A 20,582-nucleotide genomic window follows, 5' to 3' on the forward strand; every position below is an offset into this window, starting at 1 on the left:
GGCTTCCTCGAGTAGGCCTGATACATAGATGCAACGGGGCGGCAGTTTTTTTAAAAGCGGGTAGACAGTGGGGGCGAGTCCATACATAGCAGCTGGCGCAGCCTGCGTTCGGCTGCGCAGCAGTCGTAAACCCGAGAGGCACGGTCCACCTGATTCACCGCGAGCTCTGATTTTACGACTGCTGCGCAGCCGAACGCAGGCTGCGCCAGCTGCTACAGGTTGTTGACGTTCAGGCGGAGGCAGGCAACGGCTGAAAACTGAAGTACTGCTTCAAGGCGCTGACCAATTGCCCATATTCCGGCGGTGCCCGTTGCAGGCTGAAACCGGCGTCATAGTGGTGAGGGGTCGTGTCTTCATGGCACCACAAACAACACGCCTGAAGGTCAATGACCTGCATGCAGCCATTGCTGGCGGGGATTTTCAGGCGCAAATCGAAATCGGCGCCGATCATCATCGGCAACTGACTGATCAGCATCAGCCCGTCTTCGGACACGTTGCCCAGAAAGCCGATGGGTTTGTCGGTGATGCTGTTGAACACTCTTAGAAAATACGGCAGTTGATGCCGCTCGATCCGGCGGTCAGTAAACATGTGCAAATGGCCCAGCAAGGCTCTTAAGCAGAGCCGCACTAATGCTTCGGAACGGGCCTGCTTCTTTTTATACAGAGGCATGGGCGCGCTCTCCCCGATCCCGGTGCGACAGTCCTTGAGCCGCTGTCGCTTACTCCTGCCGATCACAGGTGTTGCGTCGATTAGAGGCAAGGCTCTAAACCGATCTATTCGACTATAGCTCACCACCGTCGGTGAGCCAGCCTTTGACAATCAGAACTGCGTCGGGCGCACGACCGCAGCAGCACTGCGCAGCGGATAGTGACCCAGCGACTGCAAGGTTTCCAGGCGGGCGCGGGCGCGGTAGGCGTATTCACTTTGCGGGTAGGAGGCGATGATGAACTGGTAGGTTTGCGCCGCATCGACAAACAGTTTCTGACGTTCCAGGCACAAGCCGCGCATCATCGATGCTTCCGGCCACACATAAGGCCGAGCTCGGCTGGCGCGTTCGACTTTGGACAGTTCGAGCATGACCTGCTCGCAGTTGCCGCGGTCGTAGGCGCTGTAGGCGTTATTCAAATGATGGTTCATCGACCAACGGGTGCAGCCCGTGACGCTGAGGACACTGATGGCAAGGGCGGCAATGAGCACGAATCGCATGGGGGTTCTCCTGTCTTGAGCTCTGTATCGACCCGTGACGCGAAATCTTCAGGAATGTTCGTTTCAATAAACAAACGAATAAGTAGTGCATATGAACAATGACTACAACCGGAGACCATAGTAGCCTCACTCAGCGCTTGAACTCAGGAGTCTATGCATGTCCGTCCGTCGCACCAAAATCGTCGCTACCCTTGGCCCGGCCAGTAACTCGCCGGAAGTTCTCGAACAGCTGATTCTGGCTGGCCTGGACGTCGCCCGCCTGAACTTCTCCCACGGCACCCCCGACGAGCACAAGGCTCGCGCGAAGCTGGTGCGTGACCTCGCTGCCAAGCACGGCCGCTTCGTCGCCCTGCTGGGTGACCTGCAAGGCCCGAAAATCCGTATCGCCAAATTCGCCAACAAGAAGATCGAGCTGAAGATCGGTGATCAATTCACCTTCTCCACCAGCCATCCTCTGACCGAAGGCACCCAGACCGTCGTCGGCATCGACTACCCGGACCTGGTTAAAGACTGCGGCGTGGGCGACGAGCTGCTGCTCGACGACGGCCGCGTGGTCATGCGCGTTGATACCGCCAATGCCACCGAGCTGAATTGCACCGTACTGATCGGCGGTCCGCTGTCCGACCATAAAGGCATCAACCGTCGCGGTGGAGGCCTGACCGCACCGGCCCTGACTGAAAAAGACAAGGCCGACATCAAGCTCGCTGCCGAGATGCAGGTCGACTACCTCGCCGTGTCCTTCCCGCGTGACGCCGCTGACATGGAATACGCCCGTCAACTGCGCGACGAAGCCGGCGGTACCGCTTGGCTGGTGGCGAAGATCGAACGCGCCGAAGCCGTGGCCGACGACGAAACCCTCGACGCGCTGATCAATGCATCCGACGCCGTCATGGTGGCTCGTGGTGACCTGGGTGTGGAAATCGGCGACGCCGAGCTGGTGGGCATTCAGAAGAAAATCATTCTGCACGCTCGCCGCCACAACAAGGCTGTGATCGTGGCGACCCAGATGATGGAGTCGATGATCCAGAACCCGATGCCGACCCGCGCCGAAGTGTCCGACGTGGCCAACGCCGTGCTCGACTACACCGACGCCGTGATGCTCTCGGCTGAAAGTGCTGCCGGCCTGTACCCGCTGGAAGCGGTGCAAGCCATGGCGCGCATCTGCATCGGCGCTGAAAAGCACCCGACCAGCAAGACCTCCAGCCACCGCATCGGCAAGGTCTTCGAAAGCTGCGACCAGAGCATCGCGCTGGCGGCCATGTACACCGCCAACCACTTCCCGGGCGTAAAGGCGATCATTGCCCTGACCGAAAGTGGCTACACGCCGTTGATCATGTCGCGCATCCGTTCCTCGATACCGATCTACGCGTTCTCCCCGCACCGCGAAACCCAGGCCCGCGCGGCCATGTTCCGTGGCGTCTACACCGTACCGTTCGACCCGGCATCGCTGCCGCCTGAGCAAGTCAGCCAGGCCGCGATCGACGAGTTGCTCAAGCGCGGCGTAGTCGAGAAAGGCGACTGGGTCATCCTGACCAAGGGCGACAGCTACCACACCATCGGCGGCACCAACGGGATGAAAATCCTGCACGTTGGCGACAAGATGGTCTGATTGACCAACCGCTGAAAAACAAAAGCCCCGTCATGTGAATGACGGGGCTTTTTGCTTTCTGATGATCGTTCCCACGCTCCGCGTGGGAATGCAGCCCGGGACGCTCCGCGTCCCAAAAGCCGAACGCGGAGCGTCCGTTGAGGCATTCCCACGCGGAGCGTGGGAACGATCGGCTAGTGTTTGCGGATAAACGCTGACAACGCCGCAATCGCTTCCGGCGAGCGCAGCCGTTGGGTGAACTGTGCGCTCTCTTCTTCTATTGCCTTGCGCAGTTGTTCGCGGTCCGGGGCTTTCATCAATTGCTTGCTGATACGCACCGCTTCCGGTGGCAGCGACTCGAAACGCAACGCCATCTCCCGCGCCTTGGCCAGCGCCTCTTCGCCACTGCCCAAAGCTTCAGTCGCAATCCCCCACTGTGCGGCCTGCTCACCACTGAAACCTTCGCCAAGCAGCAACAACTCGGCCGCTTTGGCATGCCCGAGCAATCGCGGCAGAAGCAGGCTGGAACCAAACTCCGGGCATAACCCAAGATTAACGAACGGCATGCGAAGGCGCGCATCGCGGCTGACATACACCAGATCGCAATGCAGCAGCATCGTCGTGCCAATGCCCACCGCTGCGCCGGCCACGGCGGCGATCACCGGTTTGCGGCATTCGAGCAGGGTGAGCATGAACTGAAACACCGGGCTGTCGAGGTTGCTCGGTGGTTGCTGGATGAAATCGGCGATGTCGTTGCCAGCGGTGAAGCACTCGGCGCTGCCAGTGATCAGCACGGCGTTGATTTCAGGGTCGGTATCGGCCAGTTTCAACGCTTCAGCCAAGTGGCTGTACATGGCGCGGGTCAGGGCGTTTTTCTTGTCAGGGCGGTTGAGGCGCAGGATAAGCAGGCCGCGCTCACGTTCAAATTGGATGGCATCGCTCATGGTCGGTCTCGCGTCTGAAAATCAGCGCTCAACCGCGGAGAACAAAGACGTCCGCCAGCAGTTGATTGCGCGGCAATCCCGCCAGATACAAGCGCCGGGCAAAGGCGTCGACGCTGTCAGGGGCCCCGCAGAGTAAGGCCAGGGTTTGCCGGGAGACAAGCCGCAGTTGCGCCAAAGCCGCGGGCAACTCGGCCGCCGTCCACAGCTCGATGCTCAGGTTCGGGCGGCTGGCGGCCATGGCTTGCAGGGGTTTGGCCAGGTAATGTTCCTCGGCATCATGGGCCAGATGAATGACGCGAATTTCACCTTGGTGATCTTGTCGTAGCGCTTCACGCAAGATACCGAACAACGGCCCCAAACCCGTGCCGGCAGCCAACAGCCAAAGCGGTCGGGTGTTCCAGTCCGGGTCGTAATGCAATGCCCCGCCACGCAACTCGCCGAGGCGGATCTTATCGCCGATCTTGAATTGACGGGCCGCGTCGCTGAATCCCCCCGGCTGGCGACAATCGAGGTGGAACTCCAGAAAGCGGTCTTCTTCCGGCAGGCTGGCCAATGAATACGGCCGCGCCACGTTGCCCGCCCACAACACCAGATGCTGGCCGGCGCTGTAGCGCAATGGACGTTGAGGTGTCAGGCGCAAACGCAACACGCTGGCGCTTAACCAATCGACAGCGGCCACCTCGGCCGGGCGGCCGTCCTGCTGAGGATCGAAGGTGTGCACCTGCAAGTCCTCGACCACCTGACACTGACACGCCAGGCGCCAGCCTTGCTGGCGTTGGTCTGCGCTCAGGGCGTCGGGGCGGCTGTCACTCGGCAGCCCTTGGACACATTGCACCAGACAGGCGTGGCAACTGCCGGCGCGACAGCTGTAGGGCACCGATACGCCGTTCTGATTCAACGCATCGAGCAGGTTGCTGCCCGCCGCCACCGACCATTGGCGTTCGCCGACCCGTAACTCAGGCATCGACGTTCTCCCACGCCGCCGCGCAACGATTGCGGCCGTCACGCTTGGCGCGATAGAGCGCCTGATCGGCGCGCTGCAAGGCTTCATCGAGATCGTCACCCAGTTCGAGCAACGTCATGCCCGCCGACAAGCTGAGATGGGCGACGTTGAGTCCGACCAGCTCTACATCGGTGAACGCAATGCGCAGCCGCTCGCAACAGGAGGTCAAGCGCTCGGGGTTGCAATCGGGCAACAGCACGACGAATTCTTCGCCACCGTAACGGGCCAGAACATCGCCATCGCGCAAGCAGGCGGTGGCCACGGCGGCAAAGGCTTGCAGCACCTGATCACCGGCGGCATGGCCGTGCACATCGTTGATCCGTTTGAAATGGTCGAGGTCGATCAGCGCCAGGCCATGCATGACACCGGCGTCCATGGCCTTCAGCTCACGGGAGGCCAGGCGCAGGAAATGCCGGCGATTAAACAACCCGGTCAGTTCGTCGGTGGCCACCAGGTCTTCGAGCTGGCGCATCATCCCGCGCAGGGTGTCCTGATGCGCCTGCAAGGCAAATCGGCGCTGACGCATGCGTTGACGGGAGGCCTGGACGTGACGGGCATAAAGTTCCAGCCAGACCAACACGATAAGCAGCACGCACACCTGTAATGCAGCCAGTGCCGGGTCGGGTAACTGGAAGTGGTAGCCCTCCCACAGCATGATCGCGCTGAAACTGAAAAACACCAACAGCGCGCACCGCAAAAAGGCCAGGCGCGAAAGATGGAACAACCCGAACAGCAGAATCAGCACGTAGAACACCAGGAACGCGCCGCGTGCCTCGTCCAGATGGGCGATCAGCCAGGTTTGCCAACCCAGCCCCAGCAACACTTGCGCCTCGGTCAGGCTGGGGTCGGAAAAACGCAGGTTGCAGCCGCTGTAAAACACCGCAAACAACGCCGCCTGACTGATGACCACCAGCGCACTGCCGATGGCCACGTTGGACAGGGATTCATCGTAATGATCGGTAAAAAACGCCAGCCACAACAGCAACAAAGCCAGGGCGTAGGTGCCGGCTGCGAGGGCAAAGCGTTTGAGCAACAAGCGCTGGATGGCGTTATGGGTCAATCGTTGACTCACCGTGCGAAGGGAGGCTGCTTGAGTGTCCTACTCTACAGACCGAATGCCACTTTAGTAGCGTGCCTGATAAATGACCATTCAATTTTCAGGGCGGAAAACTGGCGTCAATGTCATGACCTCATTTCTCGCCAAAACAACAATCCTTGTAGCAGCTGGCGAAGCCTGCGTTCGGCTGCGAAGCAGTCGTGAAACGGACACCCTGATTTACCTGACACACCGCGGTGCTTGATTTTACGACTGCTGCGCAGCCGAACGCAGGCTTCGCCAGCTGCTACAGGGATCGTGTTCGATATGCGACCAACGATTGACTACCGGCGGGTGTGCCCGGAACCGAGGCGCGGTATACTGCCGCGCCTTTTTAGCGTCGCGCCAGCAGCCCCGGCGTGCCTTGTAAAGGTGCTTGCAACCGACCGATGCACCCAAGCTGCAAGCACCTTATTGAATGTTCCCGTCTTTTAGAGGAGCGCGACTCATGACCGTGATCAAGCAAGACGACCTGATTCAGAGCGTTGCCGACGCCCTGCAGTTCATTTCCTATTACCACCCCGTTGACTTCATCCAGGCGATGCACGAAGCCTACCTGCGCGAAGAATCGCCAGCGGCCCGTGACTCCATGGCGCAAATCCTGATCAACTCGCGGATGTGCGCCACCGGCCACCGCCCGATTTGCCAGGACACCGGCATCGTTACCGTCTTCGTTCGCGTGGGCATGGACGTACGTTGGGATGGCGCCACCATGGGCCTGGACGACATGATCAACGAAGGCGTGCGCCGGGCTTACAACCTGCCGGAAAACGTTCTGCGTGCCTCGATCCTCGCCGACCCGGCGGGCGCTCGTAAAAACACCAAGGACAACACCCCGGCCGTTATCCACTACTCCATCGTTCCGGGTAACACCGTGGAAGTGGACGTGGCGGCGAAGGGCGGCGGTTCCGAGAACAAGTCGAAAATGGCCATGCTCAACCCGTCCGACTCGATCGTCGACTGGGTGCTGAAAACCGTTCCGGAAATGGGCGCCGGCTGGTGCCCACCGGGCATGCTCGGCATCGGCATCGGCGGCACCGCCGAGAAAGCCGCCGTCATGGCCAAGGAAGTGTTGATGGAATCCATCGACATTCACGAGCTGAAAGCACGTGGCCCACAGAACCGTATCGAAGAGATGCGTTTGGAGCTGTTCGAGAAGGTCAACCAACTGGGTATCGGCGCCCAGGGCCTCGGTGGCCTGACCACCGTGCTCGACGTGAAGATCATGGATTACCCGACCCACGCCGCTTCGTTGCCGGTGTGCATGATCCCGAACTGCGCCGCCACCCGTCACGCGCACTTCGTGCTCGACGGTTCCGGCCCGGCCTCGCTGGAAGCGCCACCGCTGGACGCCTACCCGGAAATCGTCTGGGAAGCCGGCCCATCGGCCCGTCGCGTCAACCTCGACACCCTGACCCCGGAAGACGTGCAGTGCTGGAAGCCGGGTGAAACCGTCCTGCTCAACGGCAAGATGCTCACCGGTCGCGACGCCGCGCACAAGCGCATGGTCGAGATGCTGAACAAGGGTGAAACCCTGCCGGTGGACCTCAAAGGTCGCTTCATCTACTACGTCGGCCCGGTTGATCCGGTGCGCGAAGAAGTAGTGGGCCCTGCCGGCCCGACCACCGCGACGCGGATGGACAAGTTCACCCGTCAGATCCTCGAACAAACCGGCCTGCTGGGCATGATCGGCAAATCCGAGCGCGGCCCTACCGCGATCGAAGCGATCAAGGACCACAAAGCCGTTTACCTGATGGCAGTCGGCGGCGCGGCTTACCTGGTGGCACAAGCCATCAAGAAATCCCGCGTGGTGGCTTTCGCCGAACTGGGCATGGAAGCGATCTACGAGTTCGACGTCAAAGACATGCCAGTGACTGTTGCAGTCGACAGCAAGGGTGAGTCGGTACACATCACCGGTCCTGCCATCTGGCAGAAAAAGATCAGTGAAAGCCTGGCGGTAGAAGTGCAGTAAGCGCTTCAGCTTGCCAATACGGCCGGGTCGGCTTTTAGATGACCCGGCCGTTTTTTTGGCACCACTTTTACCATTCGCGATAAAACGTCGTGTCGTCCATCTTATTCGGTCTAAAAATACCGGCCTTACCTGTCACATCTGACAGGTCACGTAGCACCTTGATCTTGTTAGCGTTGCGTCATCACGCAATTCCGTTACCACGGGAGCGCGCAAAGCCGACACAGGATCAGCCCCATGGAAGAACAAGCCTCCCTGAGCATCACTGAACCCTCCATCGCCAAGAGTGCTTCCATTGCCACGATTGGCAAAAGCTGGGGATCGGTCGGCGTGACGGGCAGTGCCTCGTTCGAGTTGCCGCTGCCCCTTTCAGCAGGGCGCGGTTTCGATCCCGCCATGGCGCTGAGCTATGACAATCAGGGCGGTAATGGTCCGTTCGGCATTGGCTGGCGTTTGGGCACCAGTGCCATCACTCGCCAGACCAGCAAGGGGGTGCCTGATTACCTCGACGTCGACATCATGGTCGGCCCTGGTGGCGAGGAGTTGATGCCCGAGCTGGATGACGAGGGCAAGCCCAAGTCCAGAGTCGTAATCGACTATCGCGGCCTCTCCATTGGTGAGCACCACGTTGTGCGCTACCGGCCGCGGGTCGAAAGTTCATTCGATCTGATCGAGCTTTGGCAACCTCAAGAAAAACCGCCCTTCTGGCTGGTACACGGGGCCAATGGCAGCCTGCATGTGTACGGCAAAACCGACGCTTCGCGCCGTGCCGAACCTGTCGACCCGGCCACCCCTGACGCGCCGCAGCGTATCGGTGTGTGGTTGCTGCTCGAAAGCATGACCCCCCATGGCGAACACATCTGTTTCGACTACAAGCCCGAAGATGAGACTCACTCCCCGGATGACTCGCACGACTATCGTGCCCAGCGTTTTCTGCACCGGGTGTGTTACGGCAATGCCCTGGCCAGCAAACACCTGTACGCCTGGACGGTGGAAAACCCGGCGACTCTGAACTGGCATTTCCACCTGGTGTTCGACTACGGCGAACGCACCCTCGATCTGGAAAAGAAACCGCTCTACGGCCCGCCGTTCGACAATCCCGGCGAGGGTTATGGTGAGTGGCAATTGCGCGCCGATCCCTTCCATAGCTACACCTATGGTTTCGAACTGGGCACCCGACGCCTGTGCCATCAGATCTTGATGTTTCACCATTTCCCCGCAAAACCGGAACAAAAACCGGCGCTGATTCGGCGATTGCTGCTGCAATACCAAACGACTCCCTTGGCATACACCCAACTGACAGCGGCGCACTATCAGGCGTACGACGCCAGTGGCGCCGTGGAAAACATGCCGCCAGTGGAGTTCGACTACTCGGGCTTCGAACTCAACAAGCAGTCGAGCCCGTTCTTCCCCTTCGAAAACATGCCCGGCATCGAGGACAGCGCGCACCACCAATGCATTGATCTGTTTGGTGAAGGCGTGCCCGGATTTATCTGTCGTTACGACAAGAGCTGGTATTACCGCGAACCCTTGCGTGCGCCCACGGGCACCGATGACATCCACTATGGCCCATGGACAGAACTGTCCAAAATTCCCGTGGCCGATCGCTATCAACCGACCTATCAGGCGCTGACCGATCTGACCGGCGATGGTCGGCTCGACTGGATCCTCGCCTCACCCGGCATGAGCGGTTTCCACACCCTCAACCCCGATCGCAGCTGGTCAGGGTTCATTCCCTTTACGGCGTTCCCGGTGGAGTTCTTCCACACGCTTTCACAGTCTGGCGATTTGATAGGTGACGGGCTCAGCTCGATGGCGCTGATCGGCCCGCGAAGCGTGCGCCTGTACGCCAATCGGCGTGAGGATGGTTTCGCCCCGGGTAAGGACGTGCCTCATAAACCGGACACCGATCGCCTGCCGCTGTTCAGCAACTCACGCACCGAACTGGTGATGCTGGGCAACTTGCTGGGCAGCGACATGACCGAGTTGTGCCGCATCCGGCATGACGAAATCAAATGCTGGCCGAACCTGGGCCACGGTCGGTTCGGCAAGGGTTTTGTCATGAGTGCCCTGCCCTTCGACTACGCGACATTCGACGCGGCGCGGGTGCGGATTGCCGACCTCGACGGCTCCGGCGCACCGGCACTGATTTATCTGCAGTCCGACTGTTTCGAGATCTATTTGAATCACGGTGGCAATGGTCTGGAGCAGATCCCTGTCACGGTCCCTTGGCCCGACGGCATCCGCTACGACAACCTGTGCCAGGTCACCCTCGCCGACCTGCAAGGCCTGGGTTGCGCGAGCCTGATGTTGACCGTGCCACACATGAAGCCACGGCACTGGCGCTACGATTTCGTCAGTGCCAAGCCTTACATGCTGGTCGCCAGTAACAACAACATGGGCTGCAGCACCCAGGTGGTGTATCGCAGTTCCGCGCAGGAATGGCTGGATGAAAAGCATCGGATACTCAAGCTCAAACGTTTCCCGGTTTCCTACTTGCCGTTCCCGGTGCCCGTGGTCAAGCAACAAAGCCAGCTCGATGAAATCACCGGCAATCGCCTGAACCAGTTTTTCCAGTATTTGCACGGTTATTACGATGGCCAGAACCGCGAGTTTCGCGGTTTCGGGCTGCTGCGCCAGACCGACAGTGAAACCGGTGCAATTGAAGATGACATCGGTTTTACCGCCCCGGCGCTGGTCTGCACCTGGTTTCACACCGGACGGCTAATCGACCTGCCACGCGATGGCTACTTCAATCGTGATCCCGAAGCCCTTGCCTTGAAGCCCACGTTGTTTTGCCGGTATCACCGCAACGACCACTTTGATGATCCCGTCCCACCCGCCGACGAAGCCACCGCCCACGAAATCGCCCGCGCCCTCGCCGGTTCGGTGTTGCGGGTCGAAACCTACGCCGCCGACGATAGCTTGGGCATGGCGGTGCCTTTCGCCGTGGAGGAAAGCCGCTACAAGGTCCGCGAGCTACGCAAAAAGGGAGACCATGACGCGTACCCGATCATGCTGCCTTTGCAACTGGAGAAGATCAGCTACCAGTACGAGCGCTTCATGAACGACCCTCTGAGCCGACATGAAATCACCTTGGGCCATGACGAGTTCGGTCTGCCTGTGCATGCCATTACGGTCAGCTATGCACGGCGCAGAACCTCCATTGATGAACCGCCCTTTGACGATGTCGATGAACAGAAATGGTGGCTTGATGCCCACGACCCGGCGCAACAGTCTTATTACCTGAGCGAAACCCGCGTCGAGTTCATTCACTTGAAGGAGGACCTGCAAGGCTGGCGACTGGGTCTGCCCTATCTGCAACGTGGCAACGCAATGGTCTTGCCCAAGGGAACGGCACCCGCAGGACTTACCCCGGCAGATATCTCCCATGAACGCTTTATCGATCTGTACGCCTCGCCCGAATGGGCCGCTCAGCGGCTACTGACCACGCAGTCGGTACATCGCTACCTCAAGACTGACGATCGAACAGTGCTTGCCGATGGCAAAGCCGATTTCGAAGCTCTGAGGGCACCCTTGGAACTCGCACAACTGGACAAGACAGCACTGCAAGCCTACGACACAGTGCCGTCGCTCGTTATTCGGGACGAACTGGAAAAAATCGGCTATTCGGCCATGCCTCTGGTTCTGGGGATAGACGAGGAGGCAGACAAGGAAGAGGACAAGGAGAGAAATCTATGGTCGTCCCGGTATGGTTTTGCCAAGTACGGCGAGTTCGATAGTTTTTACAAAGTGATGGAGTACAACGAAACGCCCAGTTACGGCATCACGACAGCCCGCTACGACGCCTACTGTCTGCTGCCGAAAAGCATCACGCAGCCGGACGGGTGCGAAGCCCGTTTCGAATATGACTATCACGCGCTGCAACTCATGCGCAGCATCGATGCCAATAGCAATGTCGAGGAAGCCCTTTACGAGCCATCCGGACAACCCCTTGCCATCAGTTTTTATGGAACTGAAGACGGCGAAGACGTTGGTTTTCTCCCCCTCGATAAACACGTACGTCCCGTGGATCATCGTCCGGACCCTGCCATCGAAAATCCGAAAGGCGCCCTGCAAGAAGCGGCCAGCGTATTGCGCAAGGACCTGTTCAGCTGGATGGGCGAACTCCCCCAATCCGTCAGGCAGATACCTGACTGGCTGACCACCTGGATCGCACAAGGCTACGTGTTGCCAAGTCTGCACATTCGCGCCAGCGCCCGCCTTCGTCTGTCCCGGCTCAAGTCCCTGACCGGGCCTGAACAAGCGCTGCTCGACCTGATCCACTCGACTCCCCGCGAACCGGTGCACAGCGTCGTCCTCACCGCCGACCGCTATTGGTATGATGAGCTGCAACAAATCCAGATCGTCAAAGCCTTTGTGGATGGTTTCGGCCGGCCACTGCAGACCAAACAGTTGGTCGAGCCGGGACAGGCTTTTGTGGTGGAAAACGGTGAGCTGGTGATTGAAGACGGCAAGCCAAAGGTCGCGCACGCCGATCAACGCTGGCGCGTCAGCGAACGTGTGGAATACAACAACAAAGGACTGACTGTTCGGGTATTTCGCCCTTACTTCGCCAATGGACATCGCTATATCAATGACCATTCCTTCCGTGAGTTTGGCCATCACGATCAGAACTTTTACGACGTGCTGGGTCGCCAGAACAAAGTCATCAACGCCAAAGGAGATGTCGCGCTCGAGATCATCCATCCCTGGTACTCCACCAGCCTGGACTTTAATGACACCTACGTTGCGCCGCCTGAAAGTGAGTTGAAGGCAGGCAAGCCATGACGACCACCATTCATTGGCGGACCCCGAACCTGACGGTCATTGATAGCCGGGGCTTACCGATTCGCCAGGTCACCTACTTGCGCAAGGTCGTTAACGGCACGCTGGAAACCCTGATCACCCGACAGCGGCATGACGCCGCCGGGCGACTGCTTGAACAATCGGATCCGCGACTGTTCGGGGTCGTCTCCAACCTGGCCACCGTGTACCGCCTCTCCGGCGAACCGCTAAAGGTCGATTCTGTCGATGCCGGCTGGCGTCTGAGCCTGCCGGGGCTGGCCGGTGAAAAACTCCAGCATTGGGATCAACGTGGCAGTCATTGGCGCACCACCTACGACCCTCAGTTGCGCCCGCTCGCCATCGAGGAAAACGGTCAACCGAACGTCGAAACCTTTATGTATGCCGACGCCTCAGGCGACCCCGGCTGCAACCTCCGTGGCCAGATGATCAAGCAAACCGATTCTTCTGGTGGGCTTGAGCTCAGCAGCTTCAGCCTGCAGGGCCAATCGTTGCGCGAAACACGAACGATTGCCGACAAGGTTTTTGTCGGTAGTCGAACCTGGAGCCCTCTCGGTGCGATGCTGACCCAGACCGATGCCGGTAATCATCAGCAACAGTTGCGCTATGACATTACCGGGCAGCTGAAAAAGGCTCAACTGCGGATCAAGCCCGAGGGCGTCTGGCTGCCCATTCTGGAAGATGCCCGGTACAACGCCGCCGGTCAGATCATCGAACAGCGTGCGGGAAACAAGGTGGTCAGCAGCTGGATCTACGACGCAGTGGATGGTCGGCTCAAGCACTTGAAAGCCGGTGTGCCTGAAACGGCCCTGCGGCAGAACCTCGAGTATGTCCATGATCGGGTCGGTAACGTGTTGCGCATCGACGATCACACGTTCCAGACCAGGTTCTTTGCCAATCAGCACATGGATGGCCACCGCGAGTTCACCTATGACTCGCTCTATCGGTTGATCAGTGCCACCGGCCATGACGCGCCCCCGACATCTGACCTGCCGGGCCGCCCGCTACCGAGCGATCCCAACAATCATCTCAACTATCACCAGACGTATGAGTACGACCTCGGTGGCAACCTGAACAAGCTGATCCATGGCCGTGCCGTGGGGGGTTACACCCAAGAGATGCTCATTGACCCATCGAGCAACCGTGGCGTGCGCGGGAAAGAGGGAGACCCCGTACCCGATTTTCCTGCGCTGTTTGACCGCCACGGCAATCTCCGGGCCTTGCAATCGGGAATCGACTTGCAGTGGAGCAGCCGTGATCAACTGGCATCAGTGACGCTGGTCAAACGCGAAGACGGACCCGACGATGAAGAAACCTATCGCTATAGCCAGGGCGTACGCGTCTACAAATGCCACCAATGGCATACGCCATCGACCAGCCATTTTCACGAAGTGATGTATTTGCCGGGGCTGGAGATCCGTAAACGCGACAACGGCGAAGAGCTGCACGTCATTACCTTGCCGAGCGGGTTCGGTAGCGTGCGATGCCTGCATTGGGTCAGCGAAAAACCCGACGGCATCGATGCCGATCAATTGCGCTACAGCCTCGCCGACCCTTTGGGCTCCAGCCTCATGGAGCTCGATCAACACGCTAGCCTGATCAGCCACGAAGGTTACTACCCCTTCGGCGGCACCGCGTGGCTGACGGCGGATTCCGCACTGGAGGTCAGCTATAAAACCATCCGTTACTCAGGCAAGGAAATGGATGTCAGCGGGCTTTACTACTACGGGCTGCGGTACTACGCGCCTTGGTTGTGGCGGTGGGTCAATCCAGATCCGTTGGGGGCTGTGGATGGGTTGAATCTGTATCGGATGGTGGGAAACAACCCGATGAACTTTGTTGATGACACGGGGGGAATCAAAACCCAAGCCCCTCAACCACCGTCATCCACCAGCTCTGCTGTTGGCGGTTCGCCGCCCGTCTATGGTCCCCATTTTCCAGACCCAACAACGCCTCCCCCCATCCCCCCCACACCTGGCTCCTGGAGGGAATTGGGCTCGAGAGTCTTATCGGCCGTCAGCTCTCCCAAGGGGATGGCTTTGTCGGTCGTCAACTCAAATGTCGCGAAAGACTTCTTTCCGGTTACCACCACGGGTGTTTATAGCGCTGGGATCGTTTCAACCGTTATCGGCATCACTGGACAACTCATCTTCCAAGCATTGGTGTTTAACCCAGGTGCGTCACCCGCTGGCACCTGGAATTCAGAAGGGGGTGGCACAGTTCCTCCTGTCGACGTGACCCAAGATGCCTTCAGGATTTTTAATTCGCTCAGTATTTCCGTAATCGCGGCTACAGCGGTGACCGGGATGTATCTAACCCCGATAGTAGGTCGCTTTGTTGACTATCTCAGAGACACAAAGGAAATAACTGAAAAAAAAGCTCAAGCAAGTGCCCTGATGAGTAATCTCGAGACGACAATTCTCCAGCAACAGATGTTCCCACCAGGAGTAGTGCCCGAGAACGCGCAAACCACACTCATCAATCAGGTACTCAAGCTCGAAGGTTTGACAGGCATTACGTCGAGAACAACAGAGATGCTTGAGTCAATTCGAGCGTTGGGACCTAACTACGGGTATTCAGAGGGGCCCACTCCGGCGTCGCCAGCATTGCCTCGGCACCCCAGCAATGTCAGCCTTTCACGAAGTCGAATACCGGTATCGTCGTCCAGACGCTTGAGCGTGAGCTCGAGCAGATCAAGCTCGAGCTTCAAGTCAGTTGTAGTTCAGAGGTAGAGCATTGGGGCTCCAGAACTTCTGGCGCTCCTTGTCTCTTTCGGCGGGCACACCATGCTATGGTGCCCGCCCGACTTTCTACCTGTTTGCGCCAGCATGCTGCCGACTTCCCGTACCGTGCGTTTGTCGTTGTATACCCTGTTGATCCTCGCCGGCGCGGCCCTCGCGGCCGGTTTGGCCATTCGTCACGCCGAGCGTCAGGCGCTGGTCGAAGACGCCGCCCGCGCCAATCAGCAATTGGCGTTGTACGCCAATTCCCTGCACACCCTGATCGACCGCTACCGCGCCCTGCCCGCCGTGCTGGCGCTGGACCCGGAACTACGCACAGCGCTAAGCGGTGGAGTGAGCCCCGAACAGCAACTTGCGTTGAACCGCAAACTGGAAAAGATCAACGGCGCAGCGCGATCCTCAACCCTCGAATTGCTGGATCACACCGGACTGGCGGTGGCCGCCAGCAACTGGCGTTTGCCCAGCAGTTACGTCGGTCACAATTACGGTTTTCGCCCCTATTTCAGCCAGACCCGCACTCAGGGCACCGGGCGCTTTTACGCGGTGGGCGTGACCAGCGGCATTCCCGGTTACTTCCTGTCCAGTGCGGTTACCGGTGACAACGGCCAGTTCCTTGGCGCGATGGTGGTGAAACTCGAATTCCCGGAACTTGAGCGCGAGTGGCGTCAGGGCAGCGACACGCTGCTGGTCAGCGATGCACGCGGGATTGTCTTCATCGCCAACCAGCCGGGCTGGCGCTATCGCCTGTTGAAACCGCTGAGTGACAGCGATCACGCCGAACTCAAGGCCACCCGCCAATACGACAAACAACCGCTGACACCGCTCGAGTATCAATCGGTGCGGCGCTTCGACGACAACAGTGACCTGACGCGGGTCGTGGGTCCTGACGGGACGGCGAATTACCTGTGGGAATCGCTGCCGCTGAGCACTGAAGGCTGGACGTTGCACCTGCTGCGCCGCCCGCAAATTGCGTTCGAAGACAGCCGCAATGCCGGGCTCGCCGCCGCCGGGTTGTGGCTGGCGGTGGTATTTCTGTTGCTGTTCCTCAATCAGCGTTGGCGTCTGGCCAAGCTGCGCCAGCGCAGTCGCGAAGAGCTCGAGCAACTGGTGGAAGAACGCACTCGCGACCTGCGCACCGCTCAGGACGGTCTGGTGCAATCGGCCAAACTCGCCGCCCTCGGCCAGATGTCTGCCGCGCTGGCCCATGAAATCAACCAGCCGCTGACCGCCCAACGCATGCAGCTTGCTACTCTGAGGCTGCTGCTCGACCACGGTCGGGTTGACGATGCTTACAAGGCGCTCAAACCGGTGGATGACATGCTGACGCGCATGGCCGCCCTCACCGGTCACCTGAAAACTTTCGCCCGCAAAAGCCCCAGCGGCCTGCGCGAACGGCTGGACCTGGCAGCGGTGGTCGACCAATCGTTGCAGCTGCTCGACACAAGGTTGCGCGATGAACAGGTCAGCACGGTGCGGCACCTGACGCGCCCGGCGTGGGTGCGTGGCGATGCGATTCGTCTGGAACAGGTGCTGATCAATTTGCTGCGCAATGCCCTGGACGCCATGCAGGACAAACCCTGCAAACGCCTGGAAATCCGTCTCGAAGCCGACGAACAACTCTGGCGCCTGACCGTCACTGACAACGGTGGCGGCATTGCAGAAGAGCACTTGGCCAACGTGTTTGATCCGTTCTTCACCACTAAACCGGTGGGTGATGGCCTGGGCCTCGGGCTGGCCGTATCCTTTGCCATCGTTCATGAATCGGGCGGACGCCTGAGCGCCGACAATCATGCAAACGGCGCGGTGTTCACCGTGACCTTGCCCATCGACCTGGAGGCCCCTGGCTCATGCTGAATTCAGTAATGGTGGTCGACGACGAAAGCAGTATTCGCAACGCGGTCGAACAATGGCTGAGCCTGTCGGGGTTCGAGGTGCAATTGTTCAGTCGCGCCGATGAGTGCCTGGCGCAGCTGCCCAAGCATTTCCCCGGGGTGATCCTCAGCGATGTGCGCATGCCGGGCATGACCGGCCTGGAACTGCTGGCCGAGGTTCAGCGGCGCGACGCCGACTTGCCGGTGATTCTGCTGACCGGTCACGGCGATGTGCCGATGGCGGTCGAAGCGATGCGCGATGGCGCCTACGACTTCCTTGAAAAACCCTTCAGCCCCGAAACCCTGCTCGGCAGTCTGCGCCGTGCGCTGGACAAGCGGCGGCTGGTGCTGGAAAACCGCGCCCTGCACGAGCAGGCGGACAATCGCGCCAAACTCGATTCGACGTTGCTGGGCGTGTCCCGTGGTTTACAGACCCTGCGTCGGCAAGTGCTGGACCTGGCGACGCTGCCGGTCAATGTGTTGATTCGTGGTGAAACCGGCAGCGGCAAGGAATTGGTTGCCCGTTGCCTGCACGACTTTGGTCCGCGTGCCGACAAACCGTTTGTGGCATTGAACTGTGCGGCGATACCCGAGCAGTTGTTCGAGGCCGAGCTGTTCGGCCATGAGAGCGGCGCGTTCACCGGCGCCTCGGGCAAACGCATCGGCAAGCTCGAATACGCCGACGGCGGCACGCTGTTTCTCGATGAAATCGAAAGCATGCCGCTGGCCCAGCAGGTGAAATTGCTGCGGGTATTGCAGGAGCAGAAGCTGGAGCGGTTGGGCTCCAATCAGAGCATCCGCGTGGATTTGCGAATCATCGCCGCGACCAAACCCGACTTGCTGGACGAAGCCCGGGCCGGACGCTTTCGCGAGGACCTGGCCTATCGGTTGAACGTGGCCGAGTTGCGGCTGCCGCCGTTGCGCGAGCGGCGTGAAGACATTCCACTGTTGTTCGAGTCGTTTGCACAAAAGGCCGCCGAGCGTTTGGGGCGCACTTTTCCACCGCTGAGCGGCCCGCAGTTGAGCCACCTGTTGAGCCACGACTGGCCCGGCAATGTGCGCGAATTGGCAAACGTTGCTGAGCGACAGGTGCTGGGACTGGGCGAGCCGGAACCGGCGGGGATTGATCCTGGGCAATCGCTGGCGGCGCAACAGGAAGCGTTTGAAGCGCATTGTTTGCGCGCGGCGTTGACCCGGCATAAGGGCGATGTGAAAGCAGTATTGGAAGAGCTGCAGCTGCCGCGCCGGACGTTCAATGAAAAGATGCAGCGGCATGGCCTGACGCGCGAGATGTTCATCTAACCCATCACACTGATCGTTCCCACGCTCCGCGTGGGAATGCCTCAACGGACGCTCCGCGTTCGGCTTTTGGGACGCAGAGCGTCCCGGGCTGCATTCCCACGCGGAGCGTGGGAACGATCAGGTTCGGCGAAAATCCGCTTGCCACCCTGCGCACCATAAGCGGATTTCCGCTTACTCAAGTTTCAAAACCCCTCTAAACCGGCCCTCCTCCCGTTGGCACAGCTCCTGCTATAGCCCAAGCAGGCTGCGTTTCAACGCGCTCCACAAAAACAATTAAATGAAGGATCCGTCATGGATAACTCACAAACCCTGCCTCTTGGGTCGGCAGCTACGCCTGCCAAAGAAAGAACCACTGCCAGTCGCATCAAATCGATCTTCAGCGGCTCTGTCGGCAACATGGTCGAGTGGTACGACTGGTACGTCTACGCCGCCTTCTCCCTGTACTTCGCCAAGGCCTTTTTCCCCAAAGGCGACACCACCGCACAACTGCTGAACACCGCCGCGATCTTCGCCGTGGGCTTCCTGATGCGCCCGATCGGTGGCTGGCTGATGGGCCTCTACGCCGACAAGGCCGGTCGCAAGAAAGCACTGATGGCTTCGGTGTACCTGATGTGTTTCGGCTCGCTGCTGATCGCCCTGAGCCCGGGTTATGAAACCATTGGCATCGGCGCACCGATCCTGCTGATTTTCGCCCGTTTGCTGCAAGGCCTGTCGGTCGGTGGCGAGTACGGCACCTCGGCGACGTACCTCAGCGAGATGGCGACCAAGGATCGTCGCGGTTTCTACTCCAGCTTCCAGTACGTGACCCTGATCTCCGGTCAGCTCATCGCGTTGGCGGTGCTGATCGTGCTGCAACAGACCCTGACCACTGAAGAGCTGTACGCCTGGGGCTGGCGCATCCCGTTCGCCATCGGCGCACTGTGTGCCGTGGTCGCGCTGTACTTGCGTCGTGGCATGGAAGAAACCGAGTCGTTCACCAAGAAAGAGAAGGCCAAGGAAAGCGCCATGCGCACCTTGATGCGCCATCCGAAGGAACTGATGACCGTGGTCGGCCTGACCATGGGCGGCACCCTGGCGTTCTACACCTACACCACGTACATGCAGAAATACCTGGTGAACACTGTCGGCATGAGCATCTCCGACTCCACCACTATTTCGGCCGCCACACTGTTCCTGTTCATGTGCCTGCAACCGATCATTGGCGGGCTCTCGGATAAAGTCGGTCGCCGGCCAATCCTGATTGCCTTCGGTATTCTCGGGACGCTGTTCACCGTGCCGATCCTGACCACCCTGCACACCGTGCAAACCTGGTGGGGCGCGTTCTTCCTGATCATGGCAGCGCTGATCATCGTCAGCGGCTACACCTCGATCAACGCGGTGGTCAAAGCCGAACTGTTCCCGACCGAAATCCGTGCGCTGGGCGTCGGCCTGCCGTACGCGCTGACCGTGTCGATCTTCGGCGGCACCGCTGAATACATCGCACTGTGGTTCAAGAGCATCGGCATGGAAACCGGTTACTACTGGTATGTCACCGCGTGTATTGCCGTGTCGTTGCTGGTCTACGTGACCATGAAAGACACCCGCAAGCATTCGCGGATCGAGACGGACTGAGTCCGCCAGCGACACAAAAAAGGGGCAGACCTGGCAAAGGTCTGTCCCTTTTCATTGACGCTGAAAGCGTGCGATCAAGACAAGTAAGGTGCGCCACGAACAATTTGTCACATAAGCAAAAGAGCGAATTAATCAGCGGTTAACGCCCTCCACGGACTCTCCTCGCCGATTCATTGCATTGTGCAAGCGAACCTGGAGTACACACCATGAAAACCCAACTGATCCTCGCCCTGACCCTCTCTGTACTGGCCGCCAATACCTTCGCCGCTGACGGTTACGATCGCACCGGCTCTGCCGCTTTCACCTTAGGAAGTGGCGCTGCAGTCGCCTCCGCTGGAAACGATCGCACTGACTCAGCCGAGGTCGCTTCCGACGGCGCCGATCACACCGAGGCAGCCCGTACCAACTGATCTCACTCTGGAAATTACTCGTCAGCCCTTGCAC

At 59.5% G+C, this 20,582-nt stretch carries 12 protein-coding genes and 1 pseudogene; 8 read left to right on the plus strand and 5 right to left on the minus strand.

Going from position 1 to position 20,582, the window contains the following annotated elements; all coding sequences use genetic code 11:
• Nucleotides 1-229: 229 nt before the first annotated feature.
• Nucleotides 230-589, minus strand: coding sequence for a PilZ domain-containing protein (locus CKW16_RS30155; protein WP_095133143.1), 360 nt, complete (start codon nucleotides 587-589; stop codon nucleotides 230-232).
• Nucleotides 590-820: 231 nt separating this feature from the next.
• Nucleotides 821-1,207, minus strand: a complete 387-nt coding sequence (locus CKW16_RS30160; protein WP_095133145.1) for a tol-pal system YbgF family protein — start codon at nucleotides 1,205-1,207, stop codon at nucleotides 821-823.
• 157 nt (nucleotides 1,208-1,364) lie between these two features.
• On the opposite strand from CKW16_RS30160, the gene pyk reads away from it, so the two are divergent.
• Nucleotides 1,365-2,816 carry a pyruvate kinase gene (gene pyk, locus CKW16_RS30165; RefSeq protein ID WP_074879559.1) on the plus strand — a complete coding sequence of 484 codons (1,452 nt, stop codon included), beginning with the start codon at nucleotides 1,365-1,367 and terminating at the stop codon, nucleotides 2,814-2,816.
• A gap of 173 nt (nucleotides 2,817-2,989) precedes the next feature.
• On the opposite strand, the gene CKW16_RS30170 is transcribed toward pyk, so the two are convergent.
• Genes CKW16_RS30170 through CKW16_RS30180 form a run of 3 tightly spaced genes read right to left on the minus strand, consistent with a single transcriptional unit; the run spans nucleotide 2,990 to nucleotide 5,802 of the window.
• A complete protein-coding gene (locus CKW16_RS30170; RefSeq protein ID WP_095133148.1) occupies nucleotides 2,990-3,739 on the minus strand; it encodes an enoyl-CoA hydratase-related protein in 750 nt (249 codons plus the stop codon).
• A 28-nt stretch (nucleotides 3,740-3,767) separates the two neighbouring features.
• Nucleotides 3,768-4,703 carry an iron-sulfur-binding ferredoxin reductase gene (locus CKW16_RS30175; protein WP_095133150.1) on the minus strand — a complete coding sequence of 312 codons (936 nt, stop codon included), beginning with the start codon at nucleotides 4,701-4,703 and terminating at the stop codon, nucleotides 3,768-3,770.
• A complete protein-coding gene (locus CKW16_RS30180; RefSeq protein ID WP_095133152.1) occupies nucleotides 4,696-5,802 on the minus strand; it encodes a GGDEF domain-containing protein in 1,107 nt (368 codons plus the stop codon). Before CKW16_RS30180 ends, CKW16_RS30175 begins: the two co-directional genes overlap by 8 nt.
• A gap of 484 nt (nucleotides 5,803-6,286) precedes the next feature.
• Between CKW16_RS30180 and CKW16_RS30185 the strand changes: the two genes are divergently transcribed.
• The 7 genes and pseudogenes from CKW16_RS30185 to CKW16_RS30215 form a co-directional block, all read left to right on the plus strand.
• Nucleotides 6,287-7,810, plus strand: a complete 1,524-nt coding sequence (locus tag CKW16_RS30185) for a fumarate hydratase (protein WP_095133154.1) — start codon at nucleotides 6,287-6,289, stop codon at nucleotides 7,808-7,810.
• Nucleotides 7,811-8,044: 234 nt separating this feature from the next.
• On the plus strand, nucleotides 8,045-12,598 hold the full coding sequence (locus CKW16_RS30190; protein ID WP_095133156.1) for a SpvB/TcaC N-terminal domain-containing protein: 4,554 nt from the start codon (nucleotides 8,045-8,047) through the stop codon (nucleotides 12,596-12,598).
• Complete coding sequence (locus CKW16_RS30195; protein ID WP_095133159.1) at nucleotides 12,595-15,345, plus strand: RHS repeat domain-containing protein; 2,751 nt, start codon at nucleotides 12,595-12,597, stop codon at nucleotides 15,343-15,345. The genes CKW16_RS30190 and CKW16_RS30195 overlap by 4 nt, the downstream gene beginning before the upstream one ends.
• Nucleotides 15,346-15,441: 96 nt before the next feature.
• The gene (locus tag CKW16_RS30200) at nucleotides 15,442-17,208 is read left to right on the plus strand and encodes an ATP-binding protein (protein WP_095133161.1); all 1,767 of its coding nucleotides are present in this window, start codon (nucleotides 15,442-15,444) and stop codon (nucleotides 17,206-17,208) included.
• Nucleotides 17,202-18,527: a sigma-54 dependent transcriptional regulator gene (locus CKW16_RS30205; RefSeq protein ID WP_095133163.1), complete on the plus strand. Its 1,326-nt coding sequence runs from the start codon at nucleotides 17,202-17,204 to the stop codon at nucleotides 18,525-18,527. The genes CKW16_RS30200 and CKW16_RS30205 overlap by 7 nt, the downstream gene beginning before the upstream one ends.
• Before the next feature lie 291 nt (nucleotides 18,528-18,818).
• Nucleotides 18,819-20,138, plus strand: coding sequence for an MFS transporter (locus CKW16_RS30210; RefSeq protein WP_095133165.1), 1,320 nt, complete (start codon nucleotides 18,819-18,821; stop codon nucleotides 20,136-20,138).
• 206 nt (nucleotides 20,139-20,344) lie between these two features.
• Nucleotides 20,345-20,539: pseudogene (locus tag CKW16_RS30215) on the plus strand (hypothetical protein); the annotation flags it as partial.
• Nucleotides 20,540-20,582 lie beyond the last annotated feature (43 nt).

The organism is Pseudomonas sp. Irchel s3h14, from assembly GCF_900187425.1.
Lineage (GTDB): Bacteria > Pseudomonadota > Gammaproteobacteria > Pseudomonadales > Pseudomonadaceae > Aquipseudomonas.